We start from the raw sequence: 19,911 nt of genomic DNA on the forward strand, positions 1-19,911 counted from the left end.
CTGTAAGGGCACAGGGCGTGCCCTACTCATAAAAACTGACGGCAACGTTGCCTTTGAGCACCCCAACCGCACCTGTGGCCCATTGGCAGGCGATCGTGCGCCGGACGCACCGATGCGCGGGGCGGCCGGTAAACTGCAACGGCTGTTCGATCTGTTTCAGGGCGCGCCCCCCACTTACTTTTAGCCAGGCTAAATTGAAAAATTGCCAGATAATCGGGGTTGCAAGTCATGTAAGTTTTCATAATGCGACGCCGCAATCTTCAGCTTGTTTTTATCAAAAAAGAATTTTCTCTTTTCGATGTTTTCAGCCTTGTATTCCTGGCCGCTAAGCGCTTTCTTGAGTAGCCCGGATACTTGGAAGCCAGGCGGGTCGTTCGGTTTAATGTACTGGTTATACTGGTCAGGAAGTGGGACGCTGCCCATGGCCTTTCTGATCAGGTTTATTTTATTGCGGCAGTCTGCTTCGTCTTCCAGGATTAAAGAAACCGAATCCATTCGCTGAAGATATTTTGTATGCACCCGTACGGTGTTTTCATAGGCTTGCGATAGGCGTATTGCTGCCTCATCTGGAGTGACTTTAAAAGAGGCAAGCCATGATGAAAAACAGTCGATAGGGTTGCGAAGAATAGTGATCAGCAGGATTTTTTCAAGGTTGAGATTGTTCGCCAAAAGTTCTACTGGATCATAGGTTGCTTCCGAGGCAAGGTATGGACCAAAGGCCTCTTTGAGCACCAGCCGTTTGCCAGCAAAATCCCGGAGTGAGAGGGTGGGATCGATTTTCATGTGCTCGCATCTTAAGATGTGCTTTAACGGTTGGAAAATTCCTATGTAATGAGAGGACGCCAGTGCGTTGAAGAGGAATGTAGTGCCGCTTCTGCAGGGGCCAAGAATCAGCACGCAATCATACATTTAATATCTCCTTCTCGATTTGTCGCGTTAAGCCCTCTAGATCAGAATAACTCCAGTGGATACAAGCAGTACTTACCTTCTCGAGCAGCGACGCAAGCGGGAAATTTTGGGGGGCGCTAAAGCCTAGCCATTTGGGGCGCTGAGGATCTATTGGAGAAAGCATCTGGCTTGCGACAATTTCCGCCGGTGATGAGTCGTTTTGGATACGGGTTGGAAGAATTATTTTCTTCAGGTACACAGGTTTTTTTTGTATGCGCGATGGATCTACGTAGTCGGTAACACGGACAACTTCTTTTTTTGTGCTGCCTGGGATGACTAAACGGATCTCTTCAAACCACCCTAGAGCTTTGAATCCTTCCCCGCTTGGAATGATGGGTAACCTGTCATTGGTCAGGTAGCCAACGTCGGGTATCTGGAGAGATTGAAGCAAACTTGTTGTTTTTCCTTGACCTTTTTCCCCTACGAAGCAGAATCCGTAATCGCCGAAGGAGACGGCAGAGGCGTGGAGTATTGCGCCACCCTGGCGTTCTATCTCTGTAACAATAAGCTGTTTCAGTAAGCGTTGAAAATCTTTGGTGAATGAGCTGTTGTTGCGATACAAGACTTCAATGGTGTTCTTGTCTATTGAGAATAGTGTTCCGGAGTTGGGGTTGTAGATTGTGCGGGAAGTATCGGAGCTGTGCTTCACAAAGCCAGTACCAAAATCGCTTATGGCATTGTCGGTAAGGGGGTTGAAAAAAACAGTTTCTGACCAGTCAGAAAGGTCTGCTTTAAAGTCGGAGGTATTTTGGCGCAGGTTGATTTTATAGTCGAAGGTGTCGCGGGGAGACTCGCTAATGGATAGGAATGGAAAAAGGTTCGCTTCATAGAGGTCTAAAAAGGCTAGTTTTTCTGTGGGCGAATGAAAGGTTACCAGGAAAATAAACTCATCGTAGTAATTCAGGTATAACATGATTTACGCCACCTTGTAGTTGGATAGTTGGTCGAGATGCATATCTATGAATTGCATGAGGCAGGTGTCGGTGCAACGCAGATTTTTCCCCAGCAGTGGCACGCCAATGAAATAGGTGGAGCCACTCGGGGTTACAACGCAAACCTCAGCGTGAATCACGCTATGGATGTTTTCGTTTAAATTGGATAAGGTTTGCATAATCGCCAATGCGCATGAATAGGAAGAGCTATTGACGACAGTATGGTATCTCTGGATTTTCCACCATTTATGGATGTCATTCTCCAAGAATGTGGAATGCAATTTTTCAAAGTCGCCACTGCTCACGTAGTCGTCCTGCTGGCTGCGAGCCTCAGAGTAAACCTTTGTAGACTTGAAACCATCAAACAGAAGTTGTTGGCTGTTATTGAAATAACACTGCTCATTCAGGTTGTGTGCCCCCATCACAAAGTCGACATGCGGGCACTGAAACTTCAGGCGATTGAAGTCATTTTGAACACCAACACCTACGATGAAGGCGTCAAGTCTCTGCCCTAGATAGGTGCCTAATAATGTCGTTGGATTGGTGACCAAAATTACGTTCTTGTGATTCAAGAAATCCAAGTAAGGGTCAATGACTTCCTTGTTGAGCTGGTAGAGGTCGCTTTTTCCGCTTCCTCTACTGGTTCGTTTCCCAGCTATCAGGATAATAGTGTCAGCCTTCTGAATGGCTTGTGGAGATCTACAGATTTCAAAATCGACCAGATTGTCCTGGAAGCTAGCTCGGAGCTTGCATTCTTGCTCGTAGCTTTCAGCGTAAAATACGATCGAGAGTTCGTTGGCTGTTCTCAGGAAAGAAACCAGCGTTTGACCTACTTTGCCCGTGCCACCGATGATGCAAACTCGCTTGACTGGGTATCCTTCCCTGAGTAACTTCATGTTTATCCTTTGTCACAGGCTGTAGATATGTGGATTTTTCAAACTTTTGCATTGGAAAATTTCTACAGCGATGGCTGTAGTTGTTTTGCCTGGAAATAGTGTACGTTGGCACCTAGAAATAAGAAGCTCAATAGATAGCAGAGTGAATAAGTGGTTAACAAGGTGGAGCCAGACATGCTTGAGTCGGCATACCTGAAAATGTAACCCACATACCCTATGTAAACGACGGCGTTCATGACTATTTGGGTGATGATAGTATTGCCCAGTGCTCGAATGTGAGCCGATACGAGCATCATCAGGCTTGTGCAGCAAAACATGAAAATCAGGCTAGGGTTCAACCAGGGGTCTGCCGTATACATGTGAGCAGTAACGCCAAAAAGCTGACCGATTTCAATGCCCCATGTCACAAGGATGGCGATAGGTATAAGCATGCTAAGCGCGAGGTAGCGAAAGACCATCGACGAAAGACCTGGTTGGCCATTTCTAGATACGTAGATGCTGTGAATCTGAGTAAATGCCGAAACCGGGATTATTAGTAGGGTTGTTATGCTTACTGCAATTGAAAAAATAGATACGAGGTCTTTATCAATTAAAAATAATTTTTTATTGGCCATGAAGAATGCGAATCGCTGGGATGCAAGGCCAAGTCCGTTGGGGCTGCCAATTATAAAAAGGTGCCGAAGTACCGAGTAATTGAAGCTGAGTTGCCAAAGCTTGAGAGTGCTGCTTTTATAGATGTAGTAGGCCAGTTCCAGGCATTCACAGCCAAGCATGAGGTACGCAATAGTGAGCGAATAATTTTCTTTGTCGCTCAGCGCAAACGCCGCGCCTGAAAAAAACATGAACGGGAAGAAGTTTATGAATCGGGCGATGCTGCTGCTGTTGCCTTTTACGTGAGCCTCAAAATATGCGTTAAAGAAGCTTGTAAGGATGTATATCGATATATAAATAAGGTACACATGGCAAAACGTCAGCGCCTTATAGCTTTTGGAAAGGCTGTCTATTTCACGATCGGATGTGATTGTGATCAGGTAACAAGCGGCTGCTACTAGGAATGAACAGGCAATGACCATAAGAAAGGATGACATGAAGATATTCTCACGTGTGCGTCCTCCCTCCAATGCCAGGTTTCCCACCGCCCTGAACATGAAGGTGACAACCGTCGCGGGAAATATAAATGCTGATGTGATGTAGCTGAAAAAGGCGAATTCATCGAAGTTTTTGTTTGCAACCAGAATTCCGGCAAATGCCATGCTGACAAAGGGGAAAAAACGATTTGCAGAAAACTTGAGTATGCTGGAATAGTAAAAGTTGGCGTAACTTTGGCGCGTCGCAGCTGCTTTCATTTGGCGAAAACCCATTTTCAAATGATCTGGTACCCATAAGCCGTAGGCAGGTAATTATATTGCTCTATGGCTTTTAGGTATTTCAAATGAGTGCGAGCTGATTGCCTTGGCTGCGGCTAGTGCATCTAAATACTCAAGACAAACATTGTCGGTTATTTTCAGGTGCTCTTTTGCACGATCAATAATCATGTCCACTGATTGTGCGTTGTCTATTAATGCCCAAAAAAGCGCGGCCGAACTGGGGAGCTCCAGGATCGCTTTAGACTCGATCGTGAGGTACCATTTTGACATATGAAACATGACGCGGGCATCCGGATTTTTGAGAATCAGCGGTTCATCACTCAGTTGATCAGTATCAACCAGCCTGGATTCAACAAAAAAAATCTCTTCCGGTACGATGTCGGCAATAATTTTGTAATCGGTGATCATTTGGTGAAATTTTTTGACAGAGATCAAGTATTTTTTACTTTCAACTGTCGATGAAACTGGAATGGAAGAGGCGAGTTCAAGAAATCTACGGAACCCAAGATGGTGCTCTCCCAGGTATCGAACTGCGTAGCGTACATGCCATTTTTCCAAGACTGATGTCGATCCGCGTATTGCCAGAAGGACACTGAGACTGTGCCTGAGTGCTTTATGTGCACTGAAGAGTGCTGAGCGCAGGTCATTAACCAACTTGAACCCCTGCGATACCTTGAGTTCACGCTCAGCGTTAAGCAAAGACAAGTCAGCGAGCCGAGTCCTGAATGTAGTAACATCAAATTCTTTTTTTATGCTGTCGAACACTGATTCCCCGCTAAGGGCAATGCCGGAATACACTCGATGGCAAATTAACATTTCATAGGCGCCGACGGACGCGAGATTTTCACCCTTTGAAATGAATTCCATTATTGAGTGTATTTTTGCGAGCGAAATCTTCGTTAGTTCTACAGGGCGCTCGAGTTCCGAAATCAAGACTTCTTCTTCTGTACAGTTGTCAAATACTGCATAGATGTCGTAATCGGAATTGGGTGTAGAGATTCCCTCCGTGATGGACCCTGACAAAAAACTGAAAATGGGTTGTGCCGTTGAGTGGAAATAACCTTTGACTAAGTTTTTTAAGGTGTCGAGCTCTTCAGTAGAAAGGTCTGCTGATGTTTGTTGCATGACATACCTCCATGTATGACTCAGTCCATCATCCGAAAACTATCGATGATTTTTAATGCGTGTAAGGCTGTAGACTCTAACAGGAATCGTGCACTTCCATGTGCGCTGGCTATCCTTGCGTTACTATTGACTACGCCGTGGCTTATTAAGCCACGCCGCCACCGCCACCGCCGCCACCACTTTTGGTAAAGGCAGCAGATGCACTGATGGCTTTCTGCTCTTGTGCACTAAGTACACGAATTGTCGTCGTCATAGTCTAATTCCTTCTAGTAAAGTTTTGTTCGAAGCAAAATCACTTCGAGCCCAAAACCTAGTCGTGGAAGAAATATTTGTCAAACGTCAGTGTGGAAAAAAGTTAAAACTTTTTTTTGGCTGAAGTGAACTGGCGCGCTGGCCGATAATTATGATATGTGCCTGAGTGGCATTATCTAGCCATCATTTTTAATTGTATTTGATTTGTAACCGGCAGGTCCGCATGATTGTTATGTCTGGGCTCTCATGTGCCTTGATTTTTAAAGAATCAGGACCATTGCAATAAGGTATTTAAGGTCGTCAGAAAAAAACGTTGAGACACGTGATACAAATCCATGTCTTCAATTCAGAATTTGGGTATTCGGCAGCGCATCCAACCTCAATGCCCACTTGACCCAGCGCTTTTTCACCTAGCGCTGGAGGGGGCACAGTCACTGCGATTGGTTGAGAAAAGGTAAGTCGGGTTGTCCCCCGGGCCATCCACGCTCATACCTGATCCATCGCCTCAGTCACCCACTGATCCTCACCCAGAAACCCGCCACTCTGATGCTGCCATAGCCGCGCATAGATGCCGTTTTTGGCGAGCAATTCAGCGTGCGTGCCCTGTTCAATGATGCGTCCATCGTCCATGACAATCAGTCGATCCATCGCCGCAATTGTGGACAGCCGATGGGCGATGGCGATGACGGTTTTGCCCTGCATCATTTCATCGAGGCTTTCCTGGATGGCCACTTCTACTTCCGAGTCCAGCGCGCTGGTCGCCTCGTCGAGGAGCAGGATCGGAGCGTTCTTGAGCATCACTCGGGCAATCGCGATGCGCTGGCGCTGGCCGCCCGACAGCTTGATGCCGCGCTCGCCCACCAAGGTGTCGTAGCCGGTGTGGCCCTGGCGATCGCTCAGTTGGCTAATGAACTCGTCGGCCTGGGCATTGGCCGCGGCACGGCGGATTTGTGCGTCGCTTGCATCGGGTCGGCCATAGGCGATGTTTTCGCCAATGGAGCGGTGCAGCAGGGACGTATCCTGGGTGACCATGCCGATGGCGCTGCGCAGGCTGTCCTGCGTCACATGCGCAATGTCTTGCCCGTCAATGCGAATCTGCCCGCTGTCGACGTCATAGAAACGCAGCAGCAAGTTGATGAGCGTGGATTTGCCCGCGCCGGAGCGACCTACCAGGCCGATTTTCTCGCCCGGACGAATGTTCAGGCTCAAGCCATCGAGCACCTGGCGTTCACCGTTGTAGTTGAAGCTCACATTGTCGAAGGTGACCGCTCCGCCGGAGGTCACCAACACCCCGGCGTCCGGCGCATCCTGCACCTTGGGGCCGCGGGTCAGGGTGGCCATGCCGTCCTGTACGGTGCCGATGCTCTCGAACAGCGAGGTCATTTGCCACATGATCCAGTGCGACATGCCGTTGATACGCAACGCCATGGCAGTGATCGCCGCCACGGCACCGGCGCCGACTTCGCCCTGGTGCCACAGCCAAAGGGCATAACCGCCTGCGGCCATGATCAAGCCCACCACCAGCGCCTGGTTGACGATCTCGAACTGGCTGACCAGGCGCATCTGGCGAAAGCCGGTCTGTTTGAAGTCCTCCATGGCCGCGCGCGCGAAATGCGCTTCACGATTGGAGTGGGAAAACAGCTTTACGGTCGTGATGTTGGTGTAGGCGTCCGAGATGCGCCCGGTCATCGAGGAGCGCGCATGGGCCTGTTCCTGTCCGACTTTCCCTAGGCGGGGCACGAAGTAGAGCATGGCCAGCCCGAACAACACGATCCAGGCAAGGAAAGGCAGCATCAGTTTCAGGGCGAAGCCGCCGGCCAGTGCGATGATCGCGATGAAATACACGCCGATTCCGGGGGCGATCTCGATCAGGGTGAACAGCACGTCACGCACGGCCAGCGCTGTCTGCATCACCTTGGTGGTGACCCGACCGGAGAACTCATCGGAAAAAAACGACAGGCTTTGCCGCAGCATCAGACGATGAAAGTCCCAACGCAGGCGCAACGGCAGATTGATCGCCAATACCTGGTGCTGCACCATGGTACGCAACGCTACCAGTCCGATGCTGGCCAGCATGACGATGCCCATGCCCCACAGCACGCGACCTTCCTGCGCCGCCGCCTCACCACCGGCTTGCCAGGTCGAGAGCAGGTCTACGACCTGACCGAGGAAAGAAAACAACCAGGCTTCGTAGATCGACACTCCGGCGCTGAGCAGCGCAAAGGCAAGGATGTAGCCGCGGGCGCCCCGTGTGCACGCCCAAAGAAACCGAGCCAGGCCTTCGGGTGGCGGCGGTACCTCGTCGGGCGGGAAGGGGTCGAGTCTTTGTTCAAACACGCGAAGCATGGAGGGTCTCCGAAACGATCGATTAGGGAGATTCTGCCACTTAAAGGCTGCTTTGAGGGTTATGTGGCGCTGTGGTCGAATTGACCGCTCTCAGGGATTGGCTCTCATCCGGCGCCGGATCGCCGTGGGCAGAGGCATTCGAGGGCATCACTGCGCACTCAATTCCCACAACACATCCAGCACATGTTGCGTAGACCGTTCGATGTCCAGACTGCGGTGGGCGATACCCAGTTGACGCCATAATAAGGGCTTCAATGGCCGCATGACGATCCTGTGATCAAGCAATGGCGTGGCCGCCTCATGGGGCAACAACGTCGCACCATATCCTGCCGCCACCAGGCTTTTTATCGCGTCGTTGTAGTTCAGTTGGATACGCGGCGCAGGCTGTTGCCCATCACTGGCGAACCACTCCGCCGTCAAGCGCGAAAGACGCGTGCTGGCGTCATTCAAAATCAACGGCTGGGCGGACAACCAAGTGGGGGTCACAACCTCCGGGGACTCCCAGCGAGCCGGCAGGAACGCCATGACCGGGTCCCGTCGCCACGGCTCGATCCGCAAGCCCTTCACCGGGGACTGCGGCAGTGCAACCAAACCAACCTCCAGGGAGCCCTCGGCCAGTTTCTGCAAGGTTTCCTGGGAAGTCAGCACCGCGACTTGTACGTCGATAGCGGGGTGGCGTTGGCTCAACGACTCCAAAGCATGGGGCAGCAACTGCGCGATGGCCCCTGTGGAGGCGCCTAGCCGCACACGCCCGGCCAACCCTTGCACCTGACGTTCGATGTCCTCAAGCGCCTGCTCTGCGTCTGCCAACAGGCGCCGCGCGCGTTCTACCAGCGTGCTCCCTATCGCTGAAGGCTGAACGCGCCCGCGCGTGCGCGACAACAGCTTGCCGCCCACGCGCGCCTCCAGGTCGGCGATATGCAGACTGACGGTGGGTGGTGCAAGGTGCAGCGCACGGGCGGCCTCGGCAAACGATCCCAGGTCGGCAATCGCCACCAACGTGCGCAGACGGTCCAGGCTGATTTCGCGCATGAAGATTTCCTTATTCAGAAAAACTGAATTTCATGGTTTGTAAATTCAACTTTTCCTATCTTAGAGCCTCGCTGAAGATTGGGCTCCTGATTTCCAATGTCCGAGAGCACTCCATGGCAAGTCCCCTTGTATTCATCGATGGCGACCAAGGCACCACCGGGCTGCAAATCCATCAACGTCTGCGCGAACGCAACGATCTGCGGCTTTTCACACTCAGCCCCGAACATCGCAAGGATCCGCAACGTCGCGCCGAAGCCATCAATCACTGCGACATCGCGGTTCTCTGCCTGCCCGACCAAGCCGCACGCGACGCCGTAGCGACCATCGAAAACCCCGTCGTTCGGGTGATCGACGCGAGTTCGGCGCACCGCACCCAGCCAGACTGGACCTATGGTTTCGCAGAGATGAATCCGCAACAGGCCCAACGCATCGCCGCTGCGCGACGGGTCAGCAATCCCGGTTGCTATCCAACGGGGGCGATCGGGTTGCTGCGCCCATTGCTGGAGGCCGGATTGCTGCCCAGGGATTACCCGCTGAACATTCATGCCGTGTCGGGTTATTCCGGAAAAGGACGTGCCGGCGTGCAAGAGCATGAGGGAGTAGGCGCAGCACAGGCGTCGGCGTTTCAGGTCTATGGGCTGGGGCTGGCACACAAGCATATTCCGGAGATTCAGCAGCAAAGCGGACTGACGCAGCGCCCGATGTTCGTACCGGCCTATGGCGCTTTCAGGCAGGGGATCGTGTTGACCATACCCTTGCACACCCGATTGCTGGCGCCAGGCGTGAGCGCGGTGCAGTTGCATGGGTGTTTGATGCAGCACTACGCCGATGCGCGCCATGTACAGGTGATGTCGATGCAAGAAGCGAAAGCGTTGACGTCCCTTGATCCTCAAGCGCTTAACGGAACTGATGATTTGCGATTGTCGGTGTTTGATAACGATGAGGCCGGGCAGGTTTTGCTGGCTGCGGTGTTTGACAATCTTGGGAAGGGCGCCGCTGGCGCGGCGGTGCAGAATCTGAACTTGATGCTTGCAGGCGCATGACCGAACAAATCAGCCCCGGTGTCCTGGCTTCAATGGGTAGCGGGAACATTCTGTTTGGGCATGAAGAATCGAGCAAATAGCTCAGATTGCGACTTGATATTCAATTTTGCATAAATGTTGCGGCGGTGAACTTTTATGGTCTCCGCCGAGAGGGACAGCTTTCCGGCTATTTCCTTATTGGAGAAGCCGCTGAGTAATAAACGGAGTACGTCACTCTCGCGTGCGGTTATTTGGGTGCCAAGCTGATTGACCGTTTCCGGCCACAGAGGTGGCTCGGCCAGGGTTTTCTCTACGTCAATTTCAAAACCCATGCGCTGATGCATCAATGCTGTCACCCACGGTTTTATGATGTCCAGCATGGTTATTTGTTCTTGGCTAAAGCGGACTTTGCTGCCGATGGAAATGCATAACGTTCTGTCGGCGTCGAGTTGGACATTGAACTGTGCCTCATCCATGGAGATGTACTGTGCAAAGTACTGATGGTAATACTCGGTTTCAAGAAAATATTCCGGTGCTATATCCAGTAGGTGGAAGAAACCACTCTGTGGGTTTTCCCGATTGGCTATATAGAACGGATCCAGCAAGTAAAGACCCTTCACATAACGATGAATGAATGCGTCGACTTCTTCCGCGTCTGCTATCTCGGGAAGGCTAACAACCTGCACGTGTTGATTGCTGAAAATCAATACAACCCAATTATCGATTTGTACATATTCATTCAAGGTGCGAACAAGTGAACTCCAGAAATCTGGACGATTCAGCTGCATGATCAGCTTTCCAATCGATCGATGCCAAGCCAGGCTGTGGAGGTCAAACGGCATTTTCTACCCCTTTAGGGTTAGGGATTCGCAGGTCAAAGGTAAGTATTCGTAGGTATTTACTATTCGGTAACACCCGGTATATTCGCTGCCAGGGTTAACGATGGCCATGAGGGCGTATCGTCTTGACAAGGATGTTGCATGAGAAAGTCACATTTGCGAACCATTTTTTCCGCCTCGCTTCTCTGTGCAGGGATAAGCACATCAGTAGCGGCCGTAGAGCCCGGGATGTATCTGTATAACTGGTTCGGGTTGCTTGCGCCGGAGACGCCAAAGGAGTTTGAACAGGAAACTGGCACGCGCGTGCATATGGATGCGTTCGACAGCGCTGAAATCATGCAGAGCAAGGTCATGGCCGGGCGCACCGGGTATGACGTGGTTGTGGCGACCTCCAATGTGTTGCCCAGCCTGATCCAGGCGGGAGTCCTTCAGCCATTGGATCGTAGTCAACTGAGTAACTTCTCACACATCGATCCTGATCTCTTGTCCCAGCTCGCGGTCAATGACCCTGGTAACCGCTACGCCGTACCTTATCTATGGGGCACTACCGGCATTGGTTATGACGTTGACAAAGTCAGGGGCGCGTTGGGTGATAATGCCCCGGTGAATAGCTGGGACCTGATCTTCAAAGAGGAAAACATTAGCAAGCTACAGTCGTGTGGCGTGGCAATGCTTGACTCTCCAAGTGAGATCATTTCGATTGCGTTGAATTACCTTGGACTCCCTAGCAACAGCAAGAACCCGGATGATTACCAGAAAGCGCAAGCCTTGCTGTTGAAAATTCGTCCTTACGTCCTCTATTTCGACTCCTCCAAAATCGACGCTGACCTGGCCGATGGCAATATTTGTGCAGTTGTGGGATGGGCTAACGGTGCCCTTGCTGCGCAGGCCATCAACGAGAAGGCCAACACGGGGCGCAAGATCGCCTACAGCCTTCCTCGCGAAGGAGCGCTGTCCTGGTCAGAGAATCTGGTTTTGCTGAAAGACGCTCCCCACCCCAAGGAAGGCATGGCGTTCATTAATTATATGATGCGACCAGAAGTTATCGCCAAGACCTCAAATCACACGCTATACCCTAACGCCAATAAGGATGCCGCTGAGTTCGTCGAGCAGAAGCTGCGAGACAATCCTTGGATTTATCCAGACAAAAAAACGATCGCGACACTTATTCCACTTGAGCCACTGCCGTTGAAGTTGGAGCGGATCCGCACGCGGATCTGGACCAAAGTGAAGAGTGGTGTCTGATCTGACTTGATTTGTATGTCTGGAAAGTAAGACGCAAACGCCGATATACAGGAACGCTGGGCGGGTGGGTTCGTGCCTGTTAATCCATCAGCCCAGTATTGTTCGGGGTCTTCCGGTCCATTGCGCCGCCTTATGTAAGAAGAGAACAGCGGATGTTCAGCCCAGCCAATCAAACGCACTTCAGTTTGACCATCGAAGGTTTTGAGCACGATTTTCAAGTGCTCGCATTCACTGGAAAAGAGGCGATCAGCAGGCCTTACCTCTTCAATGTGGAGTTTGTTAGCGAGCGGTCTGACCTTGATCTCAAGAGCCTCTTCGACGTAGAGGCTTTTCTGACCTTCGACTCGAAGGGCAACGGCATTCATGGACGGGTCTACCACATCGCTCACAGCAGTAACGGTGAGTGTTTGACGCGCTACAGGCTGGCCCTCGTACCGCACCTGGCCTACTTGCGCCATCGCATCAACCAGAGGATCTATCAACAGTTCTCGGTGCCGAAAATCGTCGCCTTGATACTGGAAGAGCACGGCATTCTGGGCGACGCCTATCGGTTTCATCTGGGGGCGACCTACCCCGAGCGTGACTACTGTACCCAGTACGACGAAACGGATTTGCACTTCATTCAGCGCTTGTGCGAAGAAGAGGGTATCCACTTTCACTTTCAGCACGGCGCTCAAGGCCACGTGCTGGTCTTTGGCGATGATCAGTCGGTTTTTCCCAGTATTGGCCAACCCACTGCTTATAGGGATGAGAGCGATAGGGTGGCCGACGAACCCCTGATCAAGCGCATCAACCTGCGTCTGGGACAGCTCACCAGTCGTATCTCGCAGCGCAACTATGATTTCGAGCAACCGCTGGACATTGAAAAAGATGACAGTCCGCAGCGTTATACCGGTCATGAGCACGGCAAGCAGATACGTCTTCGGACTATGGAGCGCCGCCATGCGGCCTATCGACAAGCTGAAGGGCAAAGTGACCAGACTCGGTTAGTCAGCGGCCATGTGCTGGAAATCTCAGGCCATCCGCGCCAGGAGTGGAACACCCTATGGCTACTGACCCAGGTCATCCACGAAGGCCGGCAACCACAGGTATTGGGTGAGAACGTCGCCCGTGGCAACACTGTGAACGAAGATGACTTTCATCAGGGTTACCGCAACCGCTTTGTCGTTCTTCCGTGGAATGTTTCCTATCGTCCGCCGTTGGCTCACAAGAAACCTCAGGTGCCAAGCATGCAGACCGCTGTAGTCGTCGCTTCAGAAGGCGAGGAGATCCAGAATGATCGGTGCTTCGGACGGATCAAGGTCAAGTTCCCCTGGGACCGTGAAGATAGATTTGACGACAAGAGTCATTGCTGGCTGAAGGGCGCCGCCGACTGGCGTTGTGAGATTGGGCCGCCGCGGATGGGCATAGAAGTCGTGGTCACATTTCTTGAGAACGATCCTGATCAGCCGGTGGTTGGCGGTTGCCTGTGTTGTCGTTGAGTGTGCTGCTTTTTATGTCTTAGGCATGGGTTGCTGATCCAGTAGACTCTGCTCAAGGTTTATGCAGACCTGTTCGAACCAAACTGCAAAAGTTGGCTAGCTTTCGTTCGTGCTTGCGTTGTGTGACCTGTATCGAGCCACGCCAGCCTTTGATATGCAGTAGTAGTCGCTATTGGTTGCTGACACTTCGCCAGAAAGCACTCGTCATTGATAGGGTTTGTGCTCGCACGGCGTGTGAATACGAGTGGGGGGACATGTGATGGCCTTCGCACAGGCTGCCGGGCTTTCCAAAAAGGATGTGATCGTGAGGGCGCGCGGGAGCTATGAAAAGGTGCGGACCTTCGACACCTATGGGGCTTGACAGCCCTGGGATACTCAAAGCGTAGCCGCATCCATCGCGGTACATCCCATCACGACGCAAAGGAAGGTGCTCTCCATGCGCAATGAAGAACTCAAGGCCTTATTCGACCAGCAGGCCGCCAGCTACGACAAGCAATGGGCGGGAATGGCGCCTATTCGTGACGCCCTGTACACCCTGCTCGACGCCGTATTCGCTGACTTACCGGAGAATGCCCGGATTCTCTGTGTCGGCGTGGGCACCGGTGCGGAACTGGTCCACCTGGCCAAGCAGAACCGCGGCTGGCATTTCACCGCGGTTGACCCCTCGGACGCCATGCTCGATATCTGCCGGCAGAAAGCGGTACAAGAAGGCTTCCTCTCGCGTTGCAGCTTTCACCAGGGTTACCTCGACGCGCTACCTGCCGAGCCTGAGCACGACGGCGCTACCTGCTTTCTGGTGTCTCAATTTTTGCTCGAGCCACAGTCCCGCATAACTTTCTTTAATGAGATCGCCCGCCGGCTCAAGCCGGGCGCAATACTGGCAAACGCCGACCTCGCCGCCGACATCGAGTCACCTGCCTATGAGGCACTGCTGCGCAACTGGATGACGCTGATGTCCTCGGCAGGCGTACAGCCGGAGATGCTGGCCAGAGCTCGTGCCGCCTACGCCCGAGACGTGGCTATCTTGCCGACACAGCAGGTCGCCGGTCTCATCGGGACCGCTGGGTTCGAGGCTCCGGTACAGTTCTTCCAGGCGGGGCTGATGCATGGCTGGTTCTGCCCGCGCAAGCAGACATCGTCTTGAGTTGGACTGACCTAGGCTTTCAACGCACGCGGTCGCGGCTTTGTGCGGCCAGGTCCAGGGCCTTTTGCATGTCCAGCCGCGCTGAGCGGCCGACGTCTTTGTCGTTGAGTTGATAGCGACGCTCCGACGGCAGGATGGGCGCGGTGAGGTCTTCGGCGTCCATCTGTTCGAAGTCGTGGTTGTCGCCGATGGTCATGGCGCTGCGGCGTAGCAGCATGCGCAGTTGCTCGGGGTGCAGTTGCGGGTTGATGGACAGCATCGCCGCCAGCAGGCCCGCGACCATGGGCGTGGCGTAGGAGGTGCCGCAATGCACTGCGCCTTGCTGGTCGGCGTTGGTCGTCGAGGCGTGGGCGCATGCGGCGGCGGTGATGTCGACGCGCATGTCGATGTTCGAGGAACTGCGCTTGACTGCATAGGCCGGGTCGTCGACGGCGACGTCGGTATGCTCGCTGCGCTGGTGCCCGCCGACCACCAGCAATTGTTCGGTGATGAAGGAGGAGGGCAGGCGGTATTCGTCGCTGCCCGAGAACGAAGCGCCATTGCCGGCGGAGTTCACCACGATGACGTCGGGATGTTCCTTGCGCAGCCAGAGGAAGAATTCCTCCAGCAACTCCTCATATCCGCCCATGGCGATGCCCGAGCGCAGCAGCGAGTCGACCTCATCGCCTTTGATGTCTTTGGCGCCGACGCGGTGGATGCCCCAGCTCCAGTTGAGCACGCGCACACCGTCCTCCACGAGGTTGACGGAGGCGGCGATATTGGCGGTGATCCCGGCATCGGAATTACGCTCGACGATGACCTCGAAGCCACCGCTGGCTTTGTCCAGGCCACGGAGAAAACCAGTGTTGCCGTTGTCGTCCCAGCGCGCGGCGAGAATGCCGGCGACGGTTGTGCCATGGTTGTCCGGCTTGTCTGCATCGCGGGCGTAGACACAGGTGCGCGGCGGCGAGCAGGCGCCGAGGTAGTCTGCGAAATCCGTCGTGTCGAAATCCACATCACGCTCGATCAGGCCAATGCGTACCGGTTGCGGCTGGATGGGCGGCTGTCGTGCGGGGATGCGTCGTTGGTAATAATTCACCGCGTCGAGGAAGCGATTCGCGGCCCACTCATCGGAGTCCAGGGCAGGCTTCTTCGGTTCTTCAGGATGGGCTGCGGCTTGCTCGGTTTCTTCGGCCGAGGACTCTTCGATGACCACGGCGTCCACGCTGGTCTCGCTGCCCAGGCGCAACACCAGGGCGTCACGCTGCACCAGGTCCTTGGCCGGCAGGCGAAGTTGGTACAGGTTCAGCGGCGCGATGCTGCCGACTACCGTTGCCCCATACCTGCGGGCCAGGCGCTCGGCTTCCTGACGGCCGTCACGGTCTTCCTCGATCAGCACGCTGACCAGGTCGAGGTAGGTGGTCAGGCCATCCATGTTCTTCGCTACTTCGTGCGCTCCGGCGGCCAGTACGTGACTGTTGCGCAACGTCAGCCAGGCGGCATTGCTGGCGCGTGGGCCGTCCTGCAGCGAGAGCGGGCCGCTCTGGTAGTCGGTGCTGTCCAGGCGCAAGCGCAGGTTCTCCCCTTCGCGTTGGATCGTGTCTGCCGGTATCACCTTGGCGCCCAGTTTCAGTTGCGGCGTTGCGTTGCCCAGTCCGCGTACGGTCAGGCACCAATCCTGGCGCTGGGTTTCGAGCAGGTCGCCGCAGCGTTTCAGGCTTTCCAGGCGCAGCGGTTCAGGCACTGCGACCGCCGCGCTGGCAGCCAAAGAGAACAACGTAGCGAGGGCAGCGGATCGTAGGGGCATGAGCCAGGTTTCTTTGCCGAGGGTCTTGTTGCTCCGACTGTTACCTTGCTCGCTTTGTTCAGCGGGATGACGTTATCCAGCGATGACGCCTCTTCGTTCAGAAGCTATCGAGGCGTACTTCAACACCTGCTTGCCGCCCGAGCTCGATCATGGCTTCAACCTGGTCGGTATCGGCGATGAATCCCACATATTCGTCGCCACCAGAGTCCAGGTGCAGGTAGCGTTTGTCGAATGCCGCCAGCCACTGGTCAAAACTGGCCAGCGTCTCCGGCATCGATAGCGTGCCCTCGTGCCGATAGGTGTAAGCCTCTTTCACCCCGCTAGCGCTCACCAGGTAAGGCGCCAGATATTCGAAACCATCAAAGCCTTTCCAGTCGACGCCGAGCAAAGCCAAGTGTTCGAGCTTCTGGCCCCGGTCTGTATCCAGCAATCCTTCCACCAGTGCCGAGACTGGCTCCAGGCCCGAGCCGTACAGGCGCAGCACGCGCCGAACCAGCCTGGCGCGCTCGTCTTCCGGCATGCGGGCCAATATGGCTTGGGCAAATGCCTTGAGCTCGGAGCGATAGGGATGCAGCTCCCGCATGATCGCCGCGTCGCTGACAGTCGTTTCCTCCGGTGGCGGCAGCGTAAAGCGGCCGCCGAACAAGCGATCAAGAATGCCCATGTCCTTTCCTTGAATTGTTCATTTTTCCAGCCAACCGTTACACGCGCCCAACATGAACGCGATACCTGATATCCCGATCAAAACTGTCTTCCGGGTTTTCATAAGCTTCCAGTGTTTCCAAGAACCCTGTGCACTCAAGACTCGCCAGATCCTCAAGGGTCCAATCAAAGGGGAAATCGCTGGAAAAGCTTTCACCCTGATATTCAACCCATCGGAAAACCGGGAAGGGCAGGTAACCGAGCCACTCTGACCGATAGGTAATCTCGTCGGATTCGCCGCTCGTCACCACGGCGTGGATCTTGTTTTTGATGGTTGCTTGGCGTTCATCCATGGTGTTTCGATCCTGGTTGATGATTGATCGCAGGCGTCAGGCACTGCGATAGCAAGCGCCGCATTTGTTTTTTGAGCGCTCGATCATGGCAGGGGAGTACTGACCCGGGTGATGAGAGGGAGCGAGCGAAGAAGTTGTTCGGCCAATGGCAATCATCGACGACATGCCTCGTATCCTGTGTAGAATCCGTTTTTTTAGTTTTCAAAGGATTGAGCCCATGATTACTTGCCATGTCAGGTATGTCATTGACCCCTACCAGATCCCAGCTTTCGAGAGCTACTCGCGCCAATGGATCGAAGTGGTGACCCGAATGGGGGGCGTCCATCATGGCTACTTTCTCCCCGCCGAAGGCGCCAACAACATCGCCTACTGCCTGTTCAGCTTTGCCAGCCTGGCCGACTACGAAAACTATCGAAGGAAAGCCGAACAGGATCCAGCGTGCGTTGAATTAGTGACCCAGGCGACGGAACAACGATTCATTCTGAGTTATGAGCGTAGTTTCCTGCGTCCTGTTCTGGATTGAGCGGGTGGATGCTTGAATCAATGCCAGATTTCAAGCCATGAGCCAACGTCCGTTAAGGTTCTACATCCCACCGAAGAACCTATCACTATCGCTGCACCTAGATAGACCTCTGGTTAACGCGTTTGGAGAGCGCTTCGGCGCTTTCCTTTCGCTCGGAGTAGCGGTCGACCAAATAGGTTTCTCTGCCGCGCACCAGCAAGGTGAACTTCATCAGTTCCTCCATGACATCGACGACCCGGTCGTAATAGGGCGATGGCTTCATGCGCCCGACTTCGTCGAACTCAAGGAAGGCTTTGGGGACGGAGGATTGATTGGGTATCGTGACCATGCGCATCCAACGCCCCAGCACACGAAGTTGGTTCACCGTGTTGAAGGATTGTGAGCCGCCGCATACCTGCATCACCGCCAATGTCTTGCCTTGGGAAGGACGAACCGCGCCCAGCGCGAGCGGGATCCAGTCGATCTGTGCCTTGAACACCGCCGACATCGAGCCGTGGCGTTCTGGCGAGCACCAGACCTGGCCTTCCGACCACATCACCAGGTCGCGCAGTTCCTGCACCTTGGGGTGATCGACGGGCGCATCGTCCGGCAATGGCAGCCCGGACGGGTCGAAGATCGCGGTTTCGGCGCCCATGAGCTCCAGCAGGCGCGCCGCTTCGCGGGTCAGCAACTGACTGAAAGAGCGCTCGCGGGTTGATCCATACAGTAAAAGTATGCGCGGTTTATGTTCTGGTTCTGCGCCCTTTGCGAGTTTTTCCGCTGTGGGTACGTCGAAGAGTGACAGGTCAAGGTTTGGGAAGTCATGCGGGGTTTCGCTGGAGAACTCAGTCATTACACAGCTCCAATTCGGTCCAGAACATATGGAAAAAAACATATTCGTATTTCCATATGTTTATCGCAAGTCGCAATTCGCTGACTGCGCAAAATGCTGCCGATGGAAAACGATATTCCTTATGGGAATGCTGCGCATAAAATTAATGAATTTTTATTATTCGTAAGCGAGGCGTAGCCTGATTTCAGCACATGGAGAACTGCGCTTTGAAATCATCCTCGTTTAATTCAGCGGAAAAATTTGATACCTCACGAGCCAACGAGTACGGCCGGCAGAGCCGCATTGCGCTCGCTGGATACGACGCCTGCCAGGACCTGGCGGCGTGCATGCTGGCGGCGACCCTTGGGAACGTGGGCTCGGCGAAAATACTGGTGGTGGGCGCCGGCGGTACGGCGCAAGAGATCATTGCAATGGCCAAGCTGGAGCCGGGTTGGCGCTTCACTGCCGTCGATCCGTCCGAGCCTATGCTGGAGGCCGCGAAGCAGCAATTAGCCGCAAACAACTTGCTCGGAAGAACCGCCATGCATCTTGGGCATGTTGAAGACCTGGTAGCCAACGGGTCGTACGATGCTGCTACCTTGATCGGTGTACTCCATCATCTCGACGGGGATGAAGCCAAGTCGAAAATATTGCGGTCCATCCAGGCACACCTAAAGCCGGGGGCGCCGCTGATTGTCGCCGGGAACCAATATGCGTATGCCAGTCAACCGTTACTGCTCGCGGCCTGGGGGCAACGGTGGCGACAGCATGGCGCCAGCCCGGAAGAAGTGACAGTCAAGCTTGGCAAGATTCTTCAAGGCGCCGATCCTCCACATTCCGAGGCTGCGGTTCAAAAACTGTTGAGTGATGCAGGATTCGGCAGTGCTACCCGGTTCTTCAGCAGTCTTTTCTGGAGCGCCTGGTTAACGTGCAAAACGGCCTGAGGATGGAACTTCAGCAACGTGGATCAGCTTTCCGGCGGCGTGATGGGGGCGTCGCTGGCTTCAGCCGCCAGTTTCAGTCGGTCGGCTTTGCTGATGTATTGAGTCTTGTTTTTGGGTGCGAGCTTGGCACTGGCTTTTTTGGCGTTAGCCTTCAATAACTGGTTTATTTTCTTGCGGCGATTCATGGTGTTCTGCTCAGCATGTCAATTTTCCGGATGGTATC

At 53.9% G+C, this 19,911-nt stretch carries 19 protein-coding genes; 6 read left to right on the forward strand and 13 right to left on the reverse strand.

The annotated features are described in order from the left end of the window. Positions 1 to 189: 189 nt before the first annotated feature. The 7 genes from BLO97_RS03125 to BLO97_RS03155 all read right to left on the reverse strand — a co-directional run bounded on the left by BLO97_RS03125 (position 190) and on the right by BLO97_RS03155 (position 8,898). Positions 190 to 783, reverse strand: a complete 594-nt coding sequence (locus BLO97_RS03125) for a hypothetical protein (RefSeq protein ID WP_139197641.1) — start codon at positions 781 to 783, stop codon at positions 190 to 192. A gap of 118 nt (positions 784 to 901) precedes the next feature. Further along, the gene (locus BLO97_RS03130; RefSeq protein ID WP_092344877.1) at positions 902 to 1,861 is read right to left on the reverse strand and encodes a hypothetical protein; all 960 of its coding nucleotides are present in this window, start codon (positions 1,859 to 1,861) and stop codon (positions 902 to 904) included. 3 nt (positions 1,862 to 1,864) lie between these two features. Further along, positions 1,865 to 2,776 carry a Rossmann-fold NAD(P)-binding domain-containing protein gene (locus tag BLO97_RS03135; protein WP_092221973.1) on the reverse strand — a complete coding sequence of 304 codons (912 nt, stop codon included), beginning with the start codon at positions 2,774 to 2,776 and terminating at the stop codon, positions 1,865 to 1,867. A gap of 62 nt (positions 2,777 to 2,838) precedes the next feature. Beyond that, positions 2,839 to 4,137 carry a hypothetical protein gene (locus BLO97_RS03140; RefSeq protein WP_092344879.1) on the reverse strand — a complete coding sequence of 433 codons (1,299 nt, stop codon included), beginning with the start codon at positions 4,135 to 4,137 and terminating at the stop codon, positions 2,839 to 2,841. A 39-nt stretch (positions 4,138 to 4,176) separates the two neighbouring features. Next, positions 4,177 to 5,268, reverse strand: coding sequence for a hypothetical protein (locus BLO97_RS03145; RefSeq protein WP_092221977.1), 1,092 nt, complete (start codon positions 5,266 to 5,268; stop codon positions 4,177 to 4,179). A 738-nt stretch (positions 5,269 to 6,006) separates the two neighbouring features. Then, positions 6,007 to 7,866 carry an ABC transporter ATP-binding protein gene (locus BLO97_RS03150; RefSeq protein WP_063321528.1) on the reverse strand — a complete coding sequence of 620 codons (1,860 nt, stop codon included), beginning with the start codon at positions 7,864 to 7,866 and terminating at the stop codon, positions 6,007 to 6,009. A 147-nt stretch (positions 7,867 to 8,013) separates the two neighbouring features. Further along, on the reverse strand, positions 8,014 to 8,898 hold the full coding sequence (locus tag BLO97_RS03155) for a LysR family transcriptional regulator (RefSeq protein WP_092344881.1): 885 nt from the start codon (positions 8,896 to 8,898) through the stop codon (positions 8,014 to 8,016). A gap of 113 nt (positions 8,899 to 9,011) precedes the next feature. Here BLO97_RS03155 and argC point away from each other — a divergent pair, with 113 nt between their 5' ends. Next, entirely contained in the window at positions 9,012 to 9,941 is a 930-nt protein-coding gene (gene argC / locus BLO97_RS03160; RefSeq protein WP_092344883.1) for an N-acetyl-gamma-glutamyl-phosphate reductase, read from the forward strand. A 29-nt stretch (positions 9,942 to 9,970) separates the two neighbouring features. Here argC and BLO97_RS03165 read toward each other — a convergent pair whose 3' ends face one another. Next, positions 9,971 to 10,762 (reverse strand): helix-turn-helix transcriptional regulator, encoded by a 792-nt coding sequence (locus tag BLO97_RS03165; protein WP_092221983.1) that lies wholly within the window; start codon positions 10,760 to 10,762, stop codon positions 9,971 to 9,973. Between the two features lie 138 nt (positions 10,763 to 10,900). Here BLO97_RS03165 and BLO97_RS03170 point away from each other — a divergent pair, with 138 nt between their 5' ends. The 3 genes from BLO97_RS03170 to BLO97_RS03185 all read left to right on the forward strand — a co-directional run bounded on the left by BLO97_RS03170 (position 10,901) and on the right by BLO97_RS03185 (position 14,629). Beyond that, a complete protein-coding gene (locus BLO97_RS03170) occupies positions 10,901 to 12,004 on the forward strand; it encodes a polyamine ABC transporter substrate-binding protein (RefSeq protein WP_092221985.1) in 1,104 nt (367 codons plus the stop codon). 152 nt (positions 12,005 to 12,156) lie between these two features. Continuing rightward, on the forward strand, positions 12,157 to 13,485 hold the full coding sequence (gene tssI, locus BLO97_RS03175; RefSeq protein WP_092344885.1) for a type VI secretion system tip protein TssI/VgrG: 1,329 nt from the start codon (positions 12,157 to 12,159) through the stop codon (positions 13,483 to 13,485). A 436-nt stretch (positions 13,486 to 13,921) separates the two neighbouring features. Next, the gene (locus tag BLO97_RS03185; protein WP_092141626.1) at positions 13,922 to 14,629 is read left to right on the forward strand and encodes a class I SAM-dependent methyltransferase; all 708 of its coding nucleotides are present in this window, start codon (positions 13,922 to 13,924) and stop codon (positions 14,627 to 14,629) included. A 19-nt stretch (positions 14,630 to 14,648) separates the two neighbouring features. Here the strand turns inward: BLO97_RS03185 and BLO97_RS03190 are convergent, their stop codons facing one another. The 3 genes from BLO97_RS03190 to BLO97_RS03200 form a co-directional block, all read right to left on the reverse strand. Continuing rightward, positions 14,649 to 16,415 (reverse strand): S8/S53 family peptidase, encoded by a 1,767-nt coding sequence (locus BLO97_RS03190; protein WP_092344887.1) that lies wholly within the window; start codon positions 16,413 to 16,415, stop codon positions 14,649 to 14,651. 97 nt (positions 16,416 to 16,512) lie between these two features. Beyond that, positions 16,513 to 17,079: a DUF6630 family protein gene (locus BLO97_RS03195; RefSeq protein ID WP_092344889.1), complete on the reverse strand. Its 567-nt coding sequence runs from the start codon at positions 17,077 to 17,079 to the stop codon at positions 16,513 to 16,515. Positions 17,080 to 17,116: 37 nt separating this feature from the next. Beyond that, a complete protein-coding gene (locus BLO97_RS03200) occupies positions 17,117 to 17,410 on the reverse strand; it encodes a hypothetical protein (protein ID WP_063321519.1) in 294 nt (97 codons plus the stop codon). 217 nt (positions 17,411 to 17,627) lie between these two features. Between BLO97_RS03200 and BLO97_RS03205 the strand changes: the two genes are divergently transcribed. Continuing rightward, entirely contained in the window at positions 17,628 to 17,933 is a 306-nt protein-coding gene (locus BLO97_RS03205; RefSeq protein ID WP_039011797.1) for an NIPSNAP family protein, read from the forward strand. Positions 17,934 to 18,030: 97 nt separating this feature from the next. Here the strand turns inward: BLO97_RS03205 and arsH are convergent, their stop codons facing one another. Further along, positions 18,031 to 18,765, reverse strand: coding sequence for an arsenical resistance protein ArsH (arsH, locus tag BLO97_RS03210; protein WP_092344891.1), 735 nt, complete (start codon positions 18,763 to 18,765; stop codon positions 18,031 to 18,033). 206 nt (positions 18,766 to 18,971) lie between these two features. Here arsH and BLO97_RS03215 point away from each other — a divergent pair, with 206 nt between their 5' ends. Further along, positions 18,972 to 19,688 carry a class I SAM-dependent methyltransferase gene (locus tag BLO97_RS03215; RefSeq protein ID WP_092345104.1) on the forward strand — a complete coding sequence of 239 codons (717 nt, stop codon included), beginning with the start codon at positions 18,972 to 18,974 and terminating at the stop codon, positions 19,686 to 19,688. Positions 19,689 to 19,711: 23 nt separating this feature from the next. Here BLO97_RS03215 and BLO97_RS03220 read toward each other — a convergent pair whose 3' ends face one another. Continuing rightward, positions 19,712 to 19,873, reverse strand: coding sequence for a DUF2986 domain-containing protein (locus BLO97_RS03220; protein ID WP_080766468.1), 162 nt, complete (start codon positions 19,871 to 19,873; stop codon positions 19,712 to 19,714). Positions 19,874 to 19,911: the final 38 nt, after the last annotated feature.

The organism is Pseudomonas sp. NFACC05-1 (genome assembly GCF_900100135.1).
In the GTDB taxonomy this organism is placed as follows: domain Bacteria; phylum Pseudomonadota; class Gammaproteobacteria; order Pseudomonadales; family Pseudomonadaceae; genus Aquipseudomonas; species Aquipseudomonas fluorescens_Q.